Consider the following 17,808-nt stretch of genomic DNA (forward strand, 5'->3'; position numbering starts at 1 on the left):
TATATAAATAACAGATAGATTTAGTATATCAACTCTATGAAAAAAGTATATAAACAGAAATAAACCTCCCTGGTATGTAACAGATAGGGAGGCTTGTGGAGGAAATCGTAATTTTATCGGATGCTTTCCAGTATTTTCGGTTTCAGGATAGCAGTCCACAGATCGTAACCGTTCTGATTCATGTGCAATCCGTCCTGTTTGAAGATGTCTTTTCTTAGCTTTCCATTGTTGTCGTACAGACAGGAGGCTACGTCAATATAAGTGAGTCCCCCTCTCTTCGAAGCATATTCCTGAAGCAAAGCATTTATGATTTCATGCTTCGGAATCATCTCTTTGCGTGCGAGTGAAGGCTTATAGGAGAGAATAAATATCGGAATATCCGGATAGTCCCGTTGCAGGCGATTGGTCAGCAAGCGGAAGAAGTCGAATGTCTCGCCTACAGTCAGATCCTCGGGAGTGCCTGCGAGGTCATTTTCTACGTAAATCACAATACTGCGGGGGTGATATCCCCGGGCGATTACATCATAATTGTAGAGCATATCCCGGAGCGCGGCACCTCCGTACGAACGCCGGAGAATCTTTAGCGGAGCCATGTCCCGATAGATATTATCCCACAAGTTAATGGAAGAACTGCCTAGAAAGAGTACGTCACAGGAGGTATCCTTCAGCATTTGGTTTTCTGTTTGGTATCGGTCTATTTCACTTTGATACCGGGTTATCCATTTCGTGGGGTCGGTGTGTCGGACGGGAAGATATCCGATGAAGCGTACTGAATCCTGTGGCGTCTGTGCCTCTGCCGGAATGCTATTCCAGCAGAGGAGAACTGTGCATAAAGCGATAAGTATTGATTTTATCATTTATTTCTTTACATTGAATCCCAGTTTTTTTAGTCCGTTTTGTACATCGGGATGGCTCATGAAGAGTTTCCACAATAGTCCTGTCCGGTAGTTTTCTATCATTACGGCTATCGGGCCTTGGTCGATGGCCAGATATCGCTTCGGATACCAATCGGCAGTTTCGCTGAAAGCATCATAGAATCCGTAAGGACCGAATACTTTGTCTCCCATTTCGTACAGGTGATGCATTACTTGCAGTGACTGATCCGGTGTGTAGACAATAGAAGAGAGAGCGGCAGTGGGAGAGATGACTCCCCGGTCGTCACGTTCCAATGGTCCATGAGCAGCATATCCGTCCACGGAATAACTGGCGGTCAGTCCCCAACAGTCTGGTCCGTAGCCTTTGTAGTGCTTCGGGTTGCGAATGCAGTATTCACGGTTTACCAGTGTGAGATTTCGCATTTCGTTAAAATAGCTCGGACAATACTCGTCTTTCAGCCCCACCGGATCGAGTCCGAGGAAAGAGTATTGTGCCCAAAATAACGGACCCGCTTCTCCACCCTGATAGCGGAGGTGCAGTTCGATGCCTTCTACCTTGTGGGGTGAAACGATGGCTCCGTTTTGTGCCCATCCTTCATGATAGACTGCTGCCGGTACTCCATGGGTAGGAGAAGCAGCGGCAAGGATATACATAATCAGACATTCATTGTAGCCATGTACCGGGAAATTCATTTCCCAGCCATATTCGGGACTCCAATGCCAATAAAGCACATTCTGTCCGCCATGGCGGTACCAGTTCCAGTCCACTTCCCGCCACAACTTGTCTATACGTCCGGCAAGTTTTTTTTCTTCCGCCGAGCCTTCTGCATAATATTGGTGTACGGCCAGCAGACCTTGCATCAGGAAGGCTGTCTCTACCAGGTCGCCTCCGTTATCCTTTTGTCCGAAAGGCTGTACATGTCCTGTCTCTCCGTTCCACCAATGCGGATATGCACCTTTAAAGCGGTCGGCTTTCTCCAGAAAACCGACTATTTTCTCCATACGCCGTAAGCCTTCTTCCCGGCTGACGTATCCCCGATCAATACCGGCCAGGATAGCCATAATGCCGAAGCCGCTGCCTCCTGAGGTAACAATCTCCGGCCCTCCTGCCGGGTATTCGCCATCCATGTGATAGCGCTCGCGTGCCAGTCCGCTATTAGGTTCGGCAGCATCCCAGAAGTAGTTGAAGGTTCGTCGCTGGACGGTATCCATCAGAGCGTCATCTGTCAGTGATGTGGCAGACGAGGGCTTTTCTTTTGGCTTGCATGCTACAAAAAGAAAAAGAGCGAAGAGGACGAAGAGGAGCTTGCTGTTGTGAGTGACAAGTTGGATATTCATAATGATTTCTTGTTTGTAATGGTTTTTGTTTCACCACAGAGTAACACGGGGTTTCACTGAATTTTAATCTTTTGTTTATAGCATATTAAGAGAAAATCATCTCTGTGGAACTCTGTGTGACTCTGTGGTGAATCTTATTCTTTTCTATTCCCTTGTGTATCCGGTTCAATGCAGCGTAAACCGTGCTGTTTTCACATTCCGGCTATCCGGGCCTATCATCACGTCGAAATCGCCCGGCTCAGCTACAAACTTCAAGTCGGCATTGTAAAACTTCAACATTTCCGGAGCTATTGTAAAGCGGACGGTTCTTGATTCATTCGGTTGCAGATAGATCTTTTCAAATCCTTTCAGTTCCTTGACCGGACGGGTGACACTGCCCACCAAGTCACGGATGTAGAGTTGCACCACTTCACTGCCGGCACGGTCTCCGGTATTAGTTACGGTGACGGAGGCTACCAGTTCATTGTCCATTCCGATGGACGAACGGTTCAATGTGATGTCACTGAATCGGAAGGTCGTATACGACAGTCCGTATCCGAACGGATAGAGAGCATCATTGTCCACGTCAAGATAGTTGCTGCGGAATTTCTCGAACCATTTGCCTTCTTTCAGCGGTCGTCCGGTATTCTTGTGTGCATAATAAAGTGGGATCTGTCCTACACTTTTCGGGAAAGTCATGGTCAGTTTTCCGCCCGGGTTGACTGCACCGAACAATACGTCTCCGATAGCCGGACCGGCTTCCGAACCCCCGAACCATACGTTCAGGATGGCAGGGACATGCTCCTGTTCCCAATTGAGTACCAGCGGACGTCCCGTAAACAGTACGAGAACTACGGGCTTTCCTGTTTTCAGCAAAGCCTCCAGCAGAGTGTGCTGTACATCCGGCAGATTGAGGTTGGTGCGGCTGCTGCTTTCACCGCTCATCTCCGACGATTCACCCAATGCGGCAACAATCACGTCCGCTTGTGAAGCTATTTTCAGCGCTTCGTCCAGCAGTTGTTGATCGGTGCGGTTGTCGCGGTTCAGCGAACGGCCGAACATGGTTGCCCTCTCTTCATAAGCAGCATCACCGATCAGGTTACTGCCTTTGGCATAAAGTATTTTTCCCTGATTGCCCACCCATTCGGTCAAACCTTCTACCAGAGAAGGACTTTTGTCCAGTACGGCAGCTACGCTCCATGTGCCCGGCATATTCGAACGGGTGTTGGCCAAAGGGCCGATCACTGCAATAGTACCGGTAGGAGAGAGAGGAAGTACAGGTGCGAGGGTAGGTGAAAGTCCTTCATTTTTCAGTAGCACGAAGCTTTCTCCCGCAATTTTCCGGGCTGCGGCACGGTGCTCTTTTGTGAAGATGTCACGTGCCGGACGTTTCAGGTCGCAGTATTTATAGGGATTGTCAAACAACCCCAGTTTGTATTTGGCTTCCAGGATACGGCGACAAGCTGTGTTGACTGTTTCGACCGATACTTTGCCTTCTTCGACAGACTTCTTCAATGTACCGATGAAGCCTTCACTGACCATGTCCATATCTACTCCGGCATTGATGGCCCGTGCCGACACGGTTTGCAGGTCGCCGATTCCGTGTTCTATCATTTCGGAGATTCCGGTGAAGTCTGTTACCACGAAACCATTAAATCCCCATGCACCGCGCAACACATCGGTCATCAGCCATTTATTGGCTGTTGCCGGCACACCTTCCACTTCGTTGAAAGAAGCCATTACACTACCTGCTCCGGCTTCTACACCGGCCTGATAGGGGAGCATATAATCGTTGAACATCCGTTGGCGGCTCATGTCTACGGTGTTATAATCCCGTCCTGCCTCGGCTGCCCCATACAGAGCAAAGTGCTTGATGCAGGCCATGATTTCATCATTGCGACTCATATCTTTTCCCTGGTATCCACGCACCATGGCCCGGGCTATCAGTGCACCGAGGAAGGGATCTTCGCCCGAACCTTCGGATACCCGTCCCCAGCGTGGATCGCGACTGATATCTACCATCGGACTAAAGGTCCACGAAATGCCGTCGGCACTGGCTTCAACGGCGGCGATGCGTGCCGATTCTTCGATAGCCGGAATGTCCCATGTACACGAAAGTCCCAAGGGGATAGGGAAAATGGTCTCGTATCCGTGAATTACGTCCATCCCAAAGAGCAGAGGGATACCCAGCCGGGAGTTCTCTACGGCCAGATGCTGTACGTCACGAATTTTATCCACCCCTTTCAGGTTGAACAATCCGCCTACTTCACCTCGCTTTATCTTGGTGGCGATGTCGCTGCTTTTAGCTTGTCCGGTGGTGATTTCACCAGTTACCGGTAGGTTAAGCTGACCTATTTTCTCTTCCAGGGTCATCCGTTTCAGCAGATTGTCGAGGAAACGGTCCATATCCTGAGGAGGTTTTTGCGCTTGCAGCCCCAACGGGAGTAAAAGTGCAAGCAGAATGAGTAAAGAATATTTCTTGTTCATAACTGTATATGTTTTTTTACTTCACCACAGAGGGCACAGAGTTTTAATCTCTACGGGATATATAAATCTCTGTGGGACTCTGTGTTACTCTGTGGTGTGCTCTTAATAATCCGGGTTCTGTACCAGTACGCCTTTTGATTTATCTATTTCGTCCTGCGGAAGCGGTAGCAAGGCATTCTTGGGTTGATAACCCGTTTTGCCTGCAGCATGGAGCACTTGCGAAGCGATGCCCCAGCGTACCAGGTCGTAGAAACGTCCCGATTCCAGTCCCAGTTCTACCCGTCGTTCGTGGCGGATGGCATCACGCAGCACGGTCTGATCTAATGAAGTCACTTTAGGCAGAATGTCCGGGTTGTTGCCACGGGCGCGGGCTCGTACCATTTCCAGATAGTTGGAAGCTTCACCTGTTTTACCCAATTCATTGGCCGACTCGGCAGCCATCAGCACCACGTCACCATAGCGGATAATGCGGATGTTTACCCAAAAGCCGTGCCGGGTAAACTCTTCACGGAGTGCCGGGTTGGTATAAGCTTTCTTGTTAAAATAAGTACCGTCGGCCTGAGATACCGGAGACTCTCCATAAGGTTTGTTGGTATTCTCGGGAGTGATCGGATCAGTATCCGAACGACGGAAGTAAAGCAGCGTAGCATCTTTGCGGGGGTCGCCCGGTTCGAACGCTTCACCCATCAGCTCGGTACCCATGTGCCATCCCCAGCCGAGGTCCCATTGGCCGGAACCGCGTACACCTTGTACTTCGCAGAACTGGCTGCCGATTTTATCGCTTGCGGGCAAAGCGGCAGTAGATGCGCATTGCAACTCGAATACCGACTCACTGCTGTTCTCGCCTTCATCGGTGAAGATGACATCATAAGGAGTATTCAGATTGTATTGCCCTGAATTCATTACATCGGTCGCAGCGGTATACATGTTCTGCCAGTCATTGCGCATCATGTACGTACGGGCATGCAGTGCACGGGCGCTTCCCCAGGTGAGTCGTCCCAGATAAGCGGACTGCCATTGACGGGGTAAAAGCCCTTCGGCCTGTGTCAGGTCGGAGTCGATCTGTTTGTAAATTTCTTCGGCGGTGGTCTTCGGCACGTTTGCTTCCGAGGCGTCGTTCACTTTGAAAGTGACCAGTGGCACTTCGCCGAATGCACGAACCAGGTTGAAGTAACAATAAGCACGGAAGAAAAGGGCTTCACCCTTGTTACGAAGGTCGTTCTCCTCCGTCAGGTTACCTTTCTCAATCGTCTCTATAACATCGTTACACTGGTAGATGACGGCGTAATTCTGACTCCAGTAGGCTTTTATCAGTCCGTTGCTGGCGTTGTACTGAAAATCATCGTACATCGCAGCCTGATCGGCCCCGTCACTGGCGGTACTTCCTTTTTCCGAATCTTCCGAACGGAAATATTCGATGGCAAAGGCGGGGATACCGGCGGTGATGTTATAATTACGCATCATGGTGTAAATGTTGAAGACCTTTCCTTCGGCAAGTGCTCCGGGATTATCGTCTTCGGTAAACTGTCCCTGTGGGTGACGGTCCAGAAAATCGTTGCAACTGCTGAAGCTCAGAGCCGATACAGCTAATGCAATGGGTAGAATGTATTTATTTAGTTTCATACTCTGCTTCGTTAAAATGTTAAGTTAATACCAAATGTATAGACTGCCGGTACCGGATATGTCCCGTTGTCCACTCCGAAAGCAATGGCTGACCCACCGATTTCCGGTGTGTAACCTGTGTTGTGCTTCCATGTCTTCAGGTTCTGTATGTTGACGTAAACCTTCAGGGCCTGCATACGTATCTTTGACAGCAAAGTTTTGTCGAAACTGTAGGCCAGTTGCAGGTTACGGATGCGGAAGAAGCTTCCGTCTTCGATGAAGTATTCGGAGTTCTCGCTGTTGATGGCGTGCTTCGTATTCAGCAGGGGTTGTGTGTTCGAAGTGCCTTCTCCGTGCCAGCGGTCGAGACGTTGTTCCATATAGTTGAACTGCGCCCAATTATAGTTGTCCCACGTACGATAGATCTGGTTGCCGCCTTGTCCCATCATTTCCATGCTGAGTTCCCAGTTCTTGTATGAGAGTCCGAGGCTGATGCCATAGGTTACGTCCGGAGTCGGATCACCGATTTTTGTACGGTCGTCCGGTGTGATTTTTCCGTCTCCGTTTACATCGGCAAACTTCAGGTCACCCGGAGTGACGGTTGCCAGTGTGTTCACCGGAGAAGCATCGATTTCAGCTTGGTTTTGGTAAACACCGGCTACTTTATAGCCGTAGAAATAACCGATCGGGTAGCCTGCCATTGTATAGCTTTGGCTCTTATCGCCTGCGATGATGGAGTATCCATCCTGTACCAGACTTTTCACTTTGTTGCTGATGGTAGTCAGGTTTGCACTGACAGAGTATCCCCAGTCACCGATCTGATCTCTCCAGGAAGCCATCAGTTCGACACCTTTGTTCTCAATCTCTCCAAGATTGCCGATGCCCGGTACGGTTCCCGACAGACCCGGTACGGTGGCGAGCAGGTCCTTGGTATTCTTCTTATAGTACACTCCTTCGAAATGGAAACGGTTACGGAACATATTGGTTTCAAAACCGGTTTCCCATGCTTCTACTTTCTCCCAACGGAGACGTGGGTTGGGCAGATAAGCCAGTTGGTAGCCCGGATAGATGATAGCCGGTTTGCCGAATACGGCAGCAAAAGCATTTTCCAACAGAGGTTCTGCCGGATAAGCCTTATCCATATTCTGGTTTCCCAGTGTACCCCACGAACCTTTCAGTTTCAACATGTCCAGCCACGTGATATCTTTCATAAATTCTTCTTCGGTCATCAACCATCCGGCACCTATGGAGTAGAAATTCTGCCACTGGTTGCCGGTATATGCGAAAGCTGAAGAACCGTCGCGGCGGAACGAACCGTTGAACAGATATTTACCTTTATAGTTGTAGATGATACGTGCCAGCATAGATACGGTGGTGCGCTCCCATTGTGTACTTCCGTTGGTGGCGGTAGCCAGGTCGCCGATGCTGACGAACCATTTATCGGGATTGTTCGGAATCACCAGTCCGATGCCCTGTCCGCGGGAAGCATCCAGTCCGCTGAGCGAATTATAATAGGTTGTGAAGCCGGCGGTGGCAGTCAGGTTATGTGTACCGTCGGCAAAACTGTTTTGGTAAGTCAACAGATAGTCACTCTGAACCTTGGTTTCGTTTTGCTTGTTCTGGCTCACTTCTGTTTTTCCGTTTCCGAGCGTAGCAACGTTCCCGGCCACGGTTGCGTCATATACCTTGATAATCGGTTTGTAAGTCCGGCTGTCATTGGTGGCATAGTCCATAGAGAACATTGCCTTAAAAGTGAAGTGTTTCAGGAAATCTACTTCACCATAGATGCTTCCAGATGCCCGGTAATTGACCGCGCGGGTGGTGTTGGCACGCAGATTGACGTCTACCATCGGATTGTTCATCTGTGCTTTCTGGAATTCCGGCAATGAAGTATATAGTCCGTATTCTTCGTTATATACCGGAGCCACCGGAGTGGTACGGATAGCGTTCAGAACCGTTTTGCTGTCGGCCGGCAGCATGCGTGCTCCGTTGAATTGGAAGCCTACTTTGATGTCTTTGGTAATCTTATAATCATTACTTGCATTGATGGTCACTTTGCTGTATTTTTCATGCTTGATGTTTCCCTGTTCGTGAGAGTAACCCACGCCGAGATAGAAGCTATGTTTTTCAGAAGCACCTGTGATGCTGACATTGTTGTTTGTAATGAATCCCGTCTGGAAGATCTCGTCTTGCCAGTCCGTATTCGCATTCCAGTTGCTGAAGTCGAACAGGGCATTTCCCTGGTTTGCCATTTGTTCGTTATAGAGTTCCTTAAACTGGGGTGCATTCACCATTTTGATTTTGTCTACTACGCTTTTCCAGCCGAAAGAGGTGTTGATGTTGACCAGCGTCTGTCCCTCTTTGGCACGTTTGGTGGTTACGATAATTACACCGTTGGCACCACGCACACCGAATATGGCCAGTGAGGAAGGGTCTTTTAATACTTCCATCGACTCAATGTCTTCCGGATTCAGGAAGTTGATGTTGTCGTTGAACAGTCCGTCTACAACATACAGTGGTTTGTAACCATTGATGGAGTTCGTACCGCGGATACGTATTTCCGGATCGGCACCGGCTTGTCCGGAGTTGACGATCTGTACACCTGCTATCTTTCCTTGGAGGGACGATAACGGGTTGGTTGCCGGTTTGTTGGCTATTTCCGAACCCTTGATGTTGGTGATAGAACCGGTCAGGTCGCGCTTCTTGGCACTACCGTAACCGATAATTACTGTTTCGGCAAGCATTTGTGAGTCGTCTTTAAGCGTGACATTTATCACAGTTTGCTGCCCCACTTTGATTTCCTGCTTTTCATATCCTACATACGAGAATACGAGTACATCGTTGGGCGTTACCGAAATGGAGTATTTGCCATCCATATCGGTAACGGCCCCGGTAGAAGTGCCTTTTACCAGGATAGATGCACCGATCAGGGGCTCGTTAAATGAATCTGTAACAGTACCTGTCACTGTCTTCGTTTGAGCCATGGCCACCGATGTGCTCAGTAGCAGGCAAGTCAGGACAAATACACTTTTCAGCCAGGAGGCTCTCTTCTGCCGAAGAAGTCGTAAAGGTTTAGTCTTCATTGCATTAAATTTTACCATTGTATAACTCTTTTGATTTAACACATCTTCTGCCAGCTCTCTTTCAGATACTCGATAGTTATATCGACGGCAAAAGTATCCAATGAAACAAATAAAAGTCGAAAAAGATGTGAACAGATGGAAACTCCCTGCACTTTTAACATATATCGGACTTGGAATCCGACAAATGTAGAAGAAGTTTCTAGTATGATATATTTACCTTATGATGGTTGTTGGATTCTATATAATTGTATGGAATTATGTGCTTTAATTAAAGAGCTTTTCGAATTGCATCTATTATCTAATTGTTAATTGTCTAGGCTGGATAAAATAAACAATGATGCTAGAAAATTTTTTCATGATAGATGGTGTCCAAAATGGCGAAATCTCTATTATCAACTCATAAAAAACTAGTTATGATTAAAAGAAACGATTTTACTGACAATGTTAGTTGGGGCACTGTTTGCTTGTGATGATAAGTCCTCGATAATGCTTATACCAGTATTTTCCAACGCCAGTTGATACCGGAAGAAGTGACTACGCTAGCCAACACTTCCTTTGCGGCGACAAGTGGAAAAGGGGGTACTATCAGCGGTGTGCCCAGCTCTGCACAGTATCTCTATTTTATGGCTAATATCAAAACAGATGTCGGTCAGGTATTTCCCGCTGTCGAGGGAACGACAAGTGCTGATGCCAGACTACGCCTGAATCGTTTACAAGGTACAGCGCCCAGTGACTGGACTGCCAATGCTTTCGTAGATTATTGTACGCCTTTGGCTTCCGCATTGAGTTTCTATCCGGATGTAACGATCTCAACACCGAGATATCCCCGTATGAGTGAGTAATATTCCGTGGCGGCTATCAATACCTTAATAGATTTTTGATAGGAGTTGTATGTTTTATATATAGCTCTTTGAATGGACCGGCCATAAATAATTCGCCCGGGTGATATTTCTATCATCCGGGCGAAACCGTTTAAATTTTTACTTCGATATTCAGTTTACCGCCAAGCCCCCTTTCAACTATATCTATCAGGGTTTTCAGGGTCAAGTTACCTCCATCATTCTCTACTTTAGAGATAAACGTACGCTTTTTATTAATGCGCTCGGCCAGTTGTGCCTGCGTCATTTCTTTCTTCTGACGGGCATTGCGGATTTGAACACCAATGCGCAGTGTTTCCAGCTCACGCTCCAAATTGTCTCGTCTGGGTGTACCTTTTACACCGTAAATTTCATCTTTAAATTGATCTAATGTTGTTATATCCATCATTACCTCCTTTTTTTATCATCATAATATTGGGCCATCAATCGGACAGCCTTGTCTATCTCTTTTTTAGGGGTTTTCTGCGTCTTTTTCTGAAAACCGGAAAGCAAAACCACTAATCGTCCCTTATCGAAAAAACAGAAGACACAAAATATATCGCTCCCTAAGGTGATACGCATTTCATACAGACCGTCTGTGCTCTCCATGTGTTTAAGATACTTCGTCGGGATACATTCTATATATTCTAAGATTTTAGTAATCTTGTTTTGTACTTTTGGAGATTGCTCCATATAAAGTACGACTTATGCAAAAGGAGTTCCCTAACCTTCTTTACCATTCGACAATGGTAACGTATATATTACATATAAACAAACGAAAAGTTCAGCAATTACAAAGATTTATGATTCAACTACCCTTTCAACCCGGAAGACGAAGGCAAGCGATAGACGTACTTTTTCCTCTTTTCTCGCACAAAGATAGGCCGCAGACGTTCATCCATCAATGACCGCTACGCTATTTCAGCACAAAATATCCTGCGCTCCTACGTCGTGCGGTATTTTCTGCCGAAATTCATTGCCGGCTGCCCGTCCGTGTCTTGATGGATGTTTAAGAAAAAAGGAAAAAATGTGTAGGGGCTGCGCTGGTGATACCGGAAATTATGTGCACCTTTGTGTGTGATTCCACACCCATATTAATTTCGTAATGGGGCAACAGAGCCGTGAATCACTTGATTACGAAAAAATAATTTTGAAAAATATGGCAAATACTAATATGGAACACGGAGAAATAATACTATACCAACCAGACAATACTATAAAACTGGAAGTGCGAATAGAGAATGAAACCGTTTGGTTGACACAAGCACAAATTGTTAACTTATTCCAGTCAAGTAAAGCCAATATCAGTGAGCATATAAGAAATATATATGACTCAGATGAATTATCTGCTGAATCAACTGTTCGGAAATTCCGAACAGTTCGAATGGAAGGTAATAGAAAGGTTACCCGCATTCTTGAATATTATAATCTGGATATGATTATTTCCGTAGGTTATCGTGTGAATTCCAAGCGAGGAGTCCAGTTCCGCCAATGGTCAACAGGAGTACTTAAAGAATATCTATTAAAAGGCTACGCAATCAATCAGCGCGTGGAGCAGTTGGAAAACAAAGCAAACACCCATGACCGGCAACTGGAAGAGTTAACAAACAAAGTCGACTTTTTCGTCCGGACTTCATTACCTCCTATTGAAGGTGTCTTTTTCAACGGACAGATTTTCGATGCCTATGTCTTTTCCGCTCAGTTGATAAAGTCTGCAAAGTCATCTTTAGTATTGATTGACAACTTTGTCGATGAAAGCGTGCTCTTACTATTGAGTAAACGTTTGCCCGGAGTGACTTCTATCATATATACCAAGCAAGTAACTCCACAGTTAGAATTAGATTTGACAAAGCACAACAGTCAATACCCCCAATAGATATACGTACCTACCAGCACGCACATGATCGATTTTTAATTATAGATAATTTAGAGGTCTATCATATAGGAGCTTCACTTAAGGATCTTGGCAAAAAACTTTTTGCTTTTTCTAAAATGGAAATGCCAGCCAAGATAATCACTGATTTATTATAATCCTTATTCACACAAGGACAGGTCGGCTGTCCGTCCGTGTCCTGATGGATGTTTAAGAAAAAGGGAAAAGAATGTGTAGGGGCTGCGCTGGTGATACCGGAAATTATGTGCACCTTTGTGTGTTCCCCCAAACGTCAGCATTGCTGGTTACTTGGGGGCTGATGAAAGACGGCTATTTGATAGCTTTAGATAAACGGTTCTGCTCCCGTGCCTGATACTGTAATGGGTCGGCATATTTTTCTTTCTTGCCTTGGCATTGAAAGTTTGATAGTTCAAACGGGTCAGCAGAACCGTTCTATTTTCGTTAAATCACCCTATACTAATGGTGTTCAGTAAACAATCCTATCAATAAAAGTGTTTCATTGTATTTTTTCGTCCGTTTGCTATGGTATTTCAGAAATAATCACCATCTTTGTAATGCGTTATGTGATTTTTTTGATGTAGAATAAAGGGACTGCATTTCTTTGTTTTACACTAACTGTAGGTGTATAATTTTATATGCCTACAGTTTCTGGATAAAAACGGCTCTGCTCCCGGGACTAATACCGTAATGGGTTAGCATATGCTTTTCCTTGCTCTGCATCGAAATTACATAACGCAAGCGGGTCAGCAGGGCCGTTCATTTTTCCCTGCCCGATTATACGTTTGTGCTATGGGCAAACCTATTATTAAAATCCTGTATTTCCATCGGCGGAGAACCAACGCAAGCGGATGGTATCGGTTGGAATATATTTTCCAGCGAGGTAAGAAGACTCTACGTTATGTGCTTTCCACTCGTGACCCTGAATATTTAGTTTGTTTCTGCTCCCCCTGCATGGTCGAACGTTCGGAAATGATTGTTTTTGTGGCTGAACTTCTTTTAGAAATTCACAAGGTGAAATATTCACATTTAAAAGTTACGCCAAGTTATGCCTATGCTACTCCTAAATATAAATCCCGAATCAACCAAATGTGCAAAAAGAGCCGTTATCACAAAACGCCTGTCATTATAGACGGACTATAGCACTTTAATCTTTCATGATCAATTTTCTTTTATAATTGGCCTTGGATCTAAATCCCGCTCACCTAACCAGTTAGCTCGCCGAACCGCTGTCACTCTATCCCCCCGGAGGACAGCGGTTCTCTTTTTGCTTTGCAATTATCAGACTAAGTGATGCTATTGGGTTTAACCTTAAGATAGATTATCGGTCAGGTTAGTGAGTTTTCAAATCAATATCAAATAAGAATCTGGAAGAAACAAGGCGGTTGGTATCTTAAAACATAAACTCTTTAATGGATTGTATCTAAGTGTTTTATGATGAGTCCTGCTACCCGGGCTGATATAACATAGTATACCATTTTCGGTTAAACATTAAAGGAAAACAAAATGCTCTAAACGATATTTTTACTTGAAAAGTGAACTTCTTTCTGTTGTAAGTCAGTGAATTAGTTCCTGATGTGCTCCCAAAACGGCGGGTGTAAGATGGAAGATCGAAAGGCGAAAAATGGTTCTTCTTCAAATTTGGTGGTAAGTTTTCTTTTACTCATGGAATCTAATTCAGTTTTCGGACGTGTAAGCCCTCTTTTATAGTTGACAAAAAAGGAAGTATCCCGGCTTTCGCCCGCAGAGTCCATCCGTGAGGTGAGGAAGCGAATCTTAGACTAAACCATCTGAAAATCAATATCTTTAAAAAGTAAGATTTTTGTCCTCAAAAGCTTTGTTTTAACACAGAGTTAAAGCTTGTTCTTTGGATGTGAATAAGAAGTTCTTTAAATGCAAAAAACTTGTTATCTGCGCACAAGAACCTGACAACCTGCAAAAGACGTTAACAATGTTAATTGAAGAAAGGTATAAGGAGGAAGATACCGGTTCAGACGGCGTAAACTCACTTCCGAAACCTGAGCTATCTTATTCAGCCGGTGTCTGTTTTTTTTGTTTGCATTTTTCGGATAGCTTATCTGTTACAGATAAAAAAAACCCGCTAAAACTACAGTTTTAGCGGGTTTCTGTCTGTAAAACATTGAAAGTTTGTGCGGATGATAGGACTCGAACCTACACGTCGCGAGACACCAGATCCTAAGTCTGGCGCGGCTACCAATTACGCCACATCCGCTCACTAAATGCTCACTCGTTTGGAGTTTTGCGCTGCAAAGATAGATACTTTTTCCGATTTTACAAATTTATAGGCAATAAAGTTATTCACTGAGGAATCTGCGGGCGATCTCTATCAATGTATCTTTTCCTCTTATTTCGTCTTCTTGCATCATATCTGCTTTAATACTTGGTTCCTGTTTTGTGATATCGATGTTTTGTAAAGCGGGTTGTAGAACTGCTCCTCATAAATGTGGAACAATTCTACAATCCGTCTTTTTATTCCGGCTCTTTCTTGAAGACTTAATTCTTTTATATACTGATGTTTATGATTTGCTTACTTCACCAATATTTTTTGAGGTATAATTATTGGAGTATAAATGCAAATAGGTATTTGTAGATTTAAAAGGATTAGCCAATGAGAAATTTGAAAGCGATATTGATTGTATTGTTGTGTCTGTGTGGTATACATGTGCAAGCACAACAGTTGGAAATAAAAGGTTTAGTGACGTCATCGGAGGATAAACAGCCGCTTATCGGAGCTACGGTTGCCGTAAAAGGGGTACCGGGAAGGGGAGTGGTAACGGATATGGATGGCCGTTACACTCTGAAAATAGAACCATCAGATAAAATCCTTGTCATATCCTATATAGGAATGAAATCGTCTGAGGTCAAAGTGCCGAAGAATGGAGTCTTGAATGTGGTGTTGCAACCCGAATCACTTAATCTGGATGAAGTAGTGGTGACCGGATACGGAAATTTTTCAAAGTCATCCTTTACCGGATCAGCTAACACCTTACGGGCCGACATGCTGAAAAACGTACCGGTACTTTCTGTAGAACAGAAGTTGCAAGGTATGACAACGGGGGTAAACATAACTTCCGGTTCCGGTCAGCCGGGAGCTAACCAGAGCATCCGTATCCGTGGTATGGGGTCATTCAATGCATCCAATGAACCGCTTTTTGTTATTGATGGTATACCGGTCACTTCCGGCAGTATGGGAGCCGGTACGGGAGCTGATGCCGCCTATATGAATAATGCCAAAACAAATGTAATGAGTACCCTTAATCCTGCCGATATCGAGAATATTACGGTGATAAAGGATGCCGCCGCCGCTTCTCTTTACGGCTCGCGTGCCGCGAATGGAGTGATTCTGATCACTACCAAGAAAGGAGCGGTAGGACGGACTAAAGTCACTTTGAGTGCCAGCGGAGGTTTTTCTAATGCAGCTGTCAACTTCCGTCCCACATTGAACGGTGAACAACGCCGTGAAATGATTTATGAAGGTCTTTATAACTCTGCAGTAGACAAGGGGCTCCAATCTCCCGAAGCATATGCAAATGCCAATATTGATACATATGCAGGAATACCGGAACTGGGATATACTGACTGGAGGAAAGAACTGATCCGAACCGCTCATAATCAAAACTACGAGGTGACTGCTTCCGGAGGCAACGAGCGAACTACTTTTTATGCTTCTCTCGGCTTTAACCGTCAGGAAGGTTTGGTCGAGAATTCTAATCTGGACCGTTACTCTGCCCGCCTGAACATGACACATAAAATAGGTAGCCGTGTCGAAGTAGGAGGTAACATGATGTTCACCCAGATAAGCCAGGAGATGAACGAGGAGCGCGGTTCCAATATCAATCCCTTTCTTTGTGTTGCTGTATCTGCTACACCTTCTATGCCTGTGCGCGACGCTTCGGGCAACTATGTGGGGTCCTATGCAGGCACCAATGTGAATCCGCTTCGTGACATCCGTACTGACTATAACCGCAGTCGTATGACCCGTATGTTTTCCACCGGTTATGCTTCGGTAGATATCATCAAAGGATTGAAACTGAAAGAGACTCTGAGCTATGACTATACTGTACAGAAAGATTCCCGCTATTTGAATCCGCTTAGCGGGGCAGGCCCCAAGAGCGGAAGTGATGCTCAGACCTCAAAGGGATTTACCGAATATGGTAAGTTATTGTCATCTACTTCACTCAACTATACCCATACATTTGCCGCTAAACATCACCTTGACATTTTGGCTGCCTATGAATTGGAAAGCTATCAGAGTGATAAAGCTATGGGAGAGAAGGCTAAGCTTCCTTCGGATGTGTTGCTTGAGCCGGATAATGCCGCTGTGCTGAAAAGCTTTGTTTCTTCTACACAGGCATACAGAATGATTTCTTATCTGTCCCGTTTGAACTATGATTACGATAATCGTTATTACATTGCAGGTAGTTATCGCCGCGATGGCAGTTCACGCCTTGCTCCGGAAAGCCGGTGGGGAGACTTCTGGTCTGTTTCCGGTATGTGGCATCTGAGTAGTGAACCTTTTATGGAGGCTGTGAAGCCGGTATTGAACGATGTGAAAATCCGTGCTTCTTATGGTGTCAATGGTAATCAGCCGGGAGCTTTTTACGGATATATGGGGTTATACAGTTATGGGCAGAACTATATGGGGGCAGCAGGTTCATACGAGTCTGCTCAAGCCAATCCCAAACTGAAATGGGAAAAGAACTATAATCTGAATATTGGGCTTAGCCTGACTTTTATTGACCGTATCTTTGTGAATCTCGAATACTACAACCGCGATACAAAGGACTTGCTTTATAATCGCCCTATCAGTTCCACTACCGGTTTTCTGAATTATCTTGCAAATATCGGTCAGCTTAACAACAAAGGGGTGGAGTTCGAACTGCGTACAATTAATTTTGCCGGTCCTGACTTCAACTGGACATCGGTGTTGAACTTGACACATAACCGTAATAAAATCGTGGCACTGGACGGAGATATAAAGCAATCTGTCGAGGGCTCTTGGTTTATTCATAAAATAGGACTTCCTTACAATAGTTTTTATGTGAAAGAGTTTGCCGGAGTAGACCCGTCGACCGGGAAAGGGCTTTATTATCTCAATACGCAAGATGAAAAGGGGAATTATAATAGGGAGATGACTGATGATGCTTCTAAAGCACAAGCTATTCCGTATAAATCTGCTGATCCTAAGATATCGGGAGGGTTTACTAACATCCTTTCTTATAAGTGGTTTGATCTGGGACTTACCTTTACCTATTCGCTGGGAGGATATTCTTTTGACAAGACAGGTACTCTGATAGAAACTGACGGTAGTAAAGAAAAATCATACAACCTGCCTGTATATGCTTTGGACCGTTGGCAGAAGCCGGGAGATAGAACTGATGTTCCCCGTTTTGTATTGGAACAGGGAGCCGGACCACAAAATTCATCCCGCTATATTCACAGTACCGACCACATCCGCCTCAAGAACCTGACACTTGGTTTCACACTTCCTGGCAGATGGGTACAAAAGGCATTGATAGAGAATGCACGTGTCTACTTCTCTGGAAGTAATCTGCTGACATGGGCCAAATGGAAACAATATGATCCTGAAGTACCGGTTAATGGTGAGGTGTTCTGCGAGGCTCCTCCCATGCGTACCTTCAATTTTGGGGTTGAGATAACTTTCTAATCATTCA

Annotated in this window: 12 protein-coding genes, 1 tRNA gene and 1 pseudogene; 5 read left to right on the top strand and 9 right to left on the bottom strand. The window is 45.4% G+C overall.

All coding sequences use genetic code 11. The annotated features are described in order from the left end of the window. Positions 1 to 113: 113 nt before the first annotated feature. The 5 genes from BF9343_RS01565 to BF9343_RS01585 form a co-directional block, all read right to left on the bottom strand. Entirely contained in the window at positions 114 to 857 is a 744-nt protein-coding gene (locus BF9343_RS01565; protein WP_005796644.1) for an SGNH/GDSL hydrolase family protein, read from the bottom strand. After that, entirely contained in the window at positions 858 to 2,213 is a 1,356-nt protein-coding gene (locus BF9343_RS01570; RefSeq protein WP_005784174.1) for a glucoamylase family protein, read from the bottom strand. A gap of 165 nt (positions 2,214 to 2,378) precedes the next feature. Beyond that, entirely contained in the window at positions 2,379 to 4,679 is a 2,301-nt protein-coding gene (gene bglX, locus BF9343_RS01575; RefSeq protein WP_010992000.1) for a beta-glucosidase BglX, read from the bottom strand. Between the two features lie 102 nt (positions 4,680 to 4,781). Continuing rightward, positions 4,782 to 6,302: a RagB/SusD family nutrient uptake outer membrane protein gene (locus BF9343_RS01580; protein ID WP_005801676.1), complete on the bottom strand. Its 1,521-nt coding sequence runs from the start codon at positions 6,300 to 6,302 to the stop codon at positions 4,782 to 4,784. A gap of 11 nt (positions 6,303 to 6,313) precedes the next feature. Then, positions 6,314 to 9,382: a SusC/RagA family TonB-linked outer membrane protein gene (locus tag BF9343_RS01585; RefSeq protein WP_008769257.1), complete on the bottom strand. Its 3,069-nt coding sequence runs from the start codon at positions 9,380 to 9,382 to the stop codon at positions 6,314 to 6,316. A 497-nt stretch (positions 9,383 to 9,879) separates the two neighbouring features. On the opposite strand from BF9343_RS01585, the gene BF9343_RS01590 reads away from it, so the two are divergent. Then, positions 9,880 to 10,206, top strand: a complete 327-nt coding sequence (locus BF9343_RS01590) for a hypothetical protein (RefSeq protein ID WP_008769259.1) — start codon at positions 9,880 to 9,882, stop codon at positions 10,204 to 10,206. 130 nt (positions 10,207 to 10,336) lie between these two features. On the opposite strand, the gene BF9343_RS01595 is transcribed toward BF9343_RS01590, so the two are convergent. Both BF9343_RS01595 and BF9343_RS01600 read right to left on the bottom strand, forming a co-directional pair. Further along, complete coding sequence (locus BF9343_RS01595; RefSeq protein ID WP_005784184.1) at positions 10,337 to 10,627, bottom strand: helix-turn-helix domain-containing protein; 291 nt, start codon at positions 10,625 to 10,627, stop codon at positions 10,337 to 10,339. 2 nt (positions 10,628 to 10,629) lie between these two features. Beyond that, the gene (locus BF9343_RS01600) at positions 10,630 to 10,914 is read right to left on the bottom strand and encodes a type II toxin-antitoxin system RelE/ParE family toxin (RefSeq protein ID WP_010992003.1); all 285 of its coding nucleotides are present in this window, start codon (positions 10,912 to 10,914) and stop codon (positions 10,630 to 10,632) included. 481 nt (positions 10,915 to 11,395) lie between these two features. Here BF9343_RS01600 and BF9343_RS01605 point away from each other — a divergent pair. Beyond that, positions 11,396 to 12,252: pseudogene (locus BF9343_RS01605) on the top strand (virulence RhuM family protein). Between the two features lie 652 nt (positions 12,253 to 12,904). Continuing rightward, positions 12,905 to 13,255, top strand: a complete 351-nt coding sequence (locus BF9343_RS21820) for a hypothetical protein (protein WP_010992006.1) — start codon at positions 12,905 to 12,907, stop codon at positions 13,253 to 13,255. A 422-nt stretch (positions 13,256 to 13,677) separates the two neighbouring features. Here BF9343_RS21820 and BF9343_RS24240 read toward each other — a convergent pair whose 3' ends face one another. Next, positions 13,678 to 13,866 (bottom strand): hypothetical protein, encoded by a 189-nt coding sequence (locus BF9343_RS24240; protein WP_077687786.1) that lies wholly within the window; start codon positions 13,864 to 13,866, stop codon positions 13,678 to 13,680. 113 nt (positions 13,867 to 13,979) lie between these two features. Here BF9343_RS24240 and BF9343_RS24140 point away from each other — a divergent pair, with 113 nt between their 5' ends. Then, positions 13,980 to 14,231 carry a hypothetical protein gene (locus BF9343_RS24140; protein WP_316929398.1) on the top strand — a complete coding sequence of 84 codons (252 nt, stop codon included), beginning with the start codon at positions 13,980 to 13,982 and terminating at the stop codon, positions 14,229 to 14,231. A gap of 32 nt (positions 14,232 to 14,263) precedes the next feature. On the opposite strand, the gene BF9343_RS01615 is transcribed toward BF9343_RS24140, so the two are convergent. Beyond that, positions 14,264 to 14,345: transfer RNA gene (locus BF9343_RS01615), tRNA-Leu, on the bottom strand. A 396-nt stretch (positions 14,346 to 14,741) separates the two neighbouring features. Between BF9343_RS01615 and BF9343_RS01620 the strand changes: the two genes are divergently transcribed. Then, positions 14,742 to 17,801 (top strand): SusC/RagA family TonB-linked outer membrane protein, encoded by a 3,060-nt coding sequence (locus tag BF9343_RS01620; RefSeq protein WP_010992007.1) that lies wholly within the window; start codon positions 14,742 to 14,744, stop codon positions 17,799 to 17,801. Positions 17,802 to 17,808: the final 7 nt, after the last annotated feature.

Source organism: Bacteroides fragilis NCTC 9343, assembly GCF_000025985.1.
Classification (GTDB): domain Bacteria; phylum Bacteroidota; class Bacteroidia; order Bacteroidales; family Bacteroidaceae; genus Bacteroides; species Bacteroides fragilis.

What these genes read in the sequence shown, in the direction of transcription:
- BF9343_RS01565 (WP_005796644.1), bottom strand. Translation starts at nt 857, where the DNA reads ATGATAAAATCAATACTTATCGCTTTATGCACAGTTCTCCTCTGCTGG.
- BF9343_RS01570 (WP_005784174.1), bottom strand. Translation starts at nt 2,213, where the DNA reads ATGAATATCCAACTTGTCACTCACAACAGCAAGCTCCTCTTCGTCCTC.
- bglX (WP_010992000.1), bottom strand. Translation starts at nt 4,679, where the DNA reads ATGAACAAGAAATATTCTTTACTCATTCTGCTTGCACTTTTACTCCCG.
- BF9343_RS01580 (WP_005801676.1), bottom strand. Translation starts at nt 6,302, where the DNA reads ATGAAACTAAATAAATACATTCTACCCATTGCATTAGCTGTATCGGCT.
- BF9343_RS01585 (WP_008769257.1), bottom strand. Translation starts at nt 9,382, where the DNA reads ATGGTAAAATTTAATGCAATGAAGACTAAACCTTTACGACTTCTTCGG.
- BF9343_RS01595 (WP_005784184.1), bottom strand. Translation starts at nt 10,627, where the DNA reads ATGGATATAACAACATTAGATCAATTTAAAGATGAAATTTACGGTGTA.
- BF9343_RS01600 (WP_010992003.1), bottom strand. Translation starts at nt 10,914, where the DNA reads ATGGAGCAATCTCCAAAAGTACAAAACAAGATTACTAAAATCTTAGAA.
- BF9343_RS21820 (WP_010992006.1), top strand. Translation starts at nt 12,905, where the DNA reads ATGGGCAAACCTATTATTAAAATCCTGTATTTCCATCGGCGGAGAACC.
- BF9343_RS24240 (WP_077687786.1), bottom strand. Translation starts at nt 13,866, where the DNA reads ATGGACTCTGCGGGCGAAAGCCGGGATACTTCCTTTTTTGTCAACTAT.
- BF9343_RS01620 (WP_010992007.1), top strand. Translation starts at nt 14,742, where the DNA reads ATGAGAAATTTGAAAGCGATATTGATTGTATTGTTGTGTCTGTGTGGT.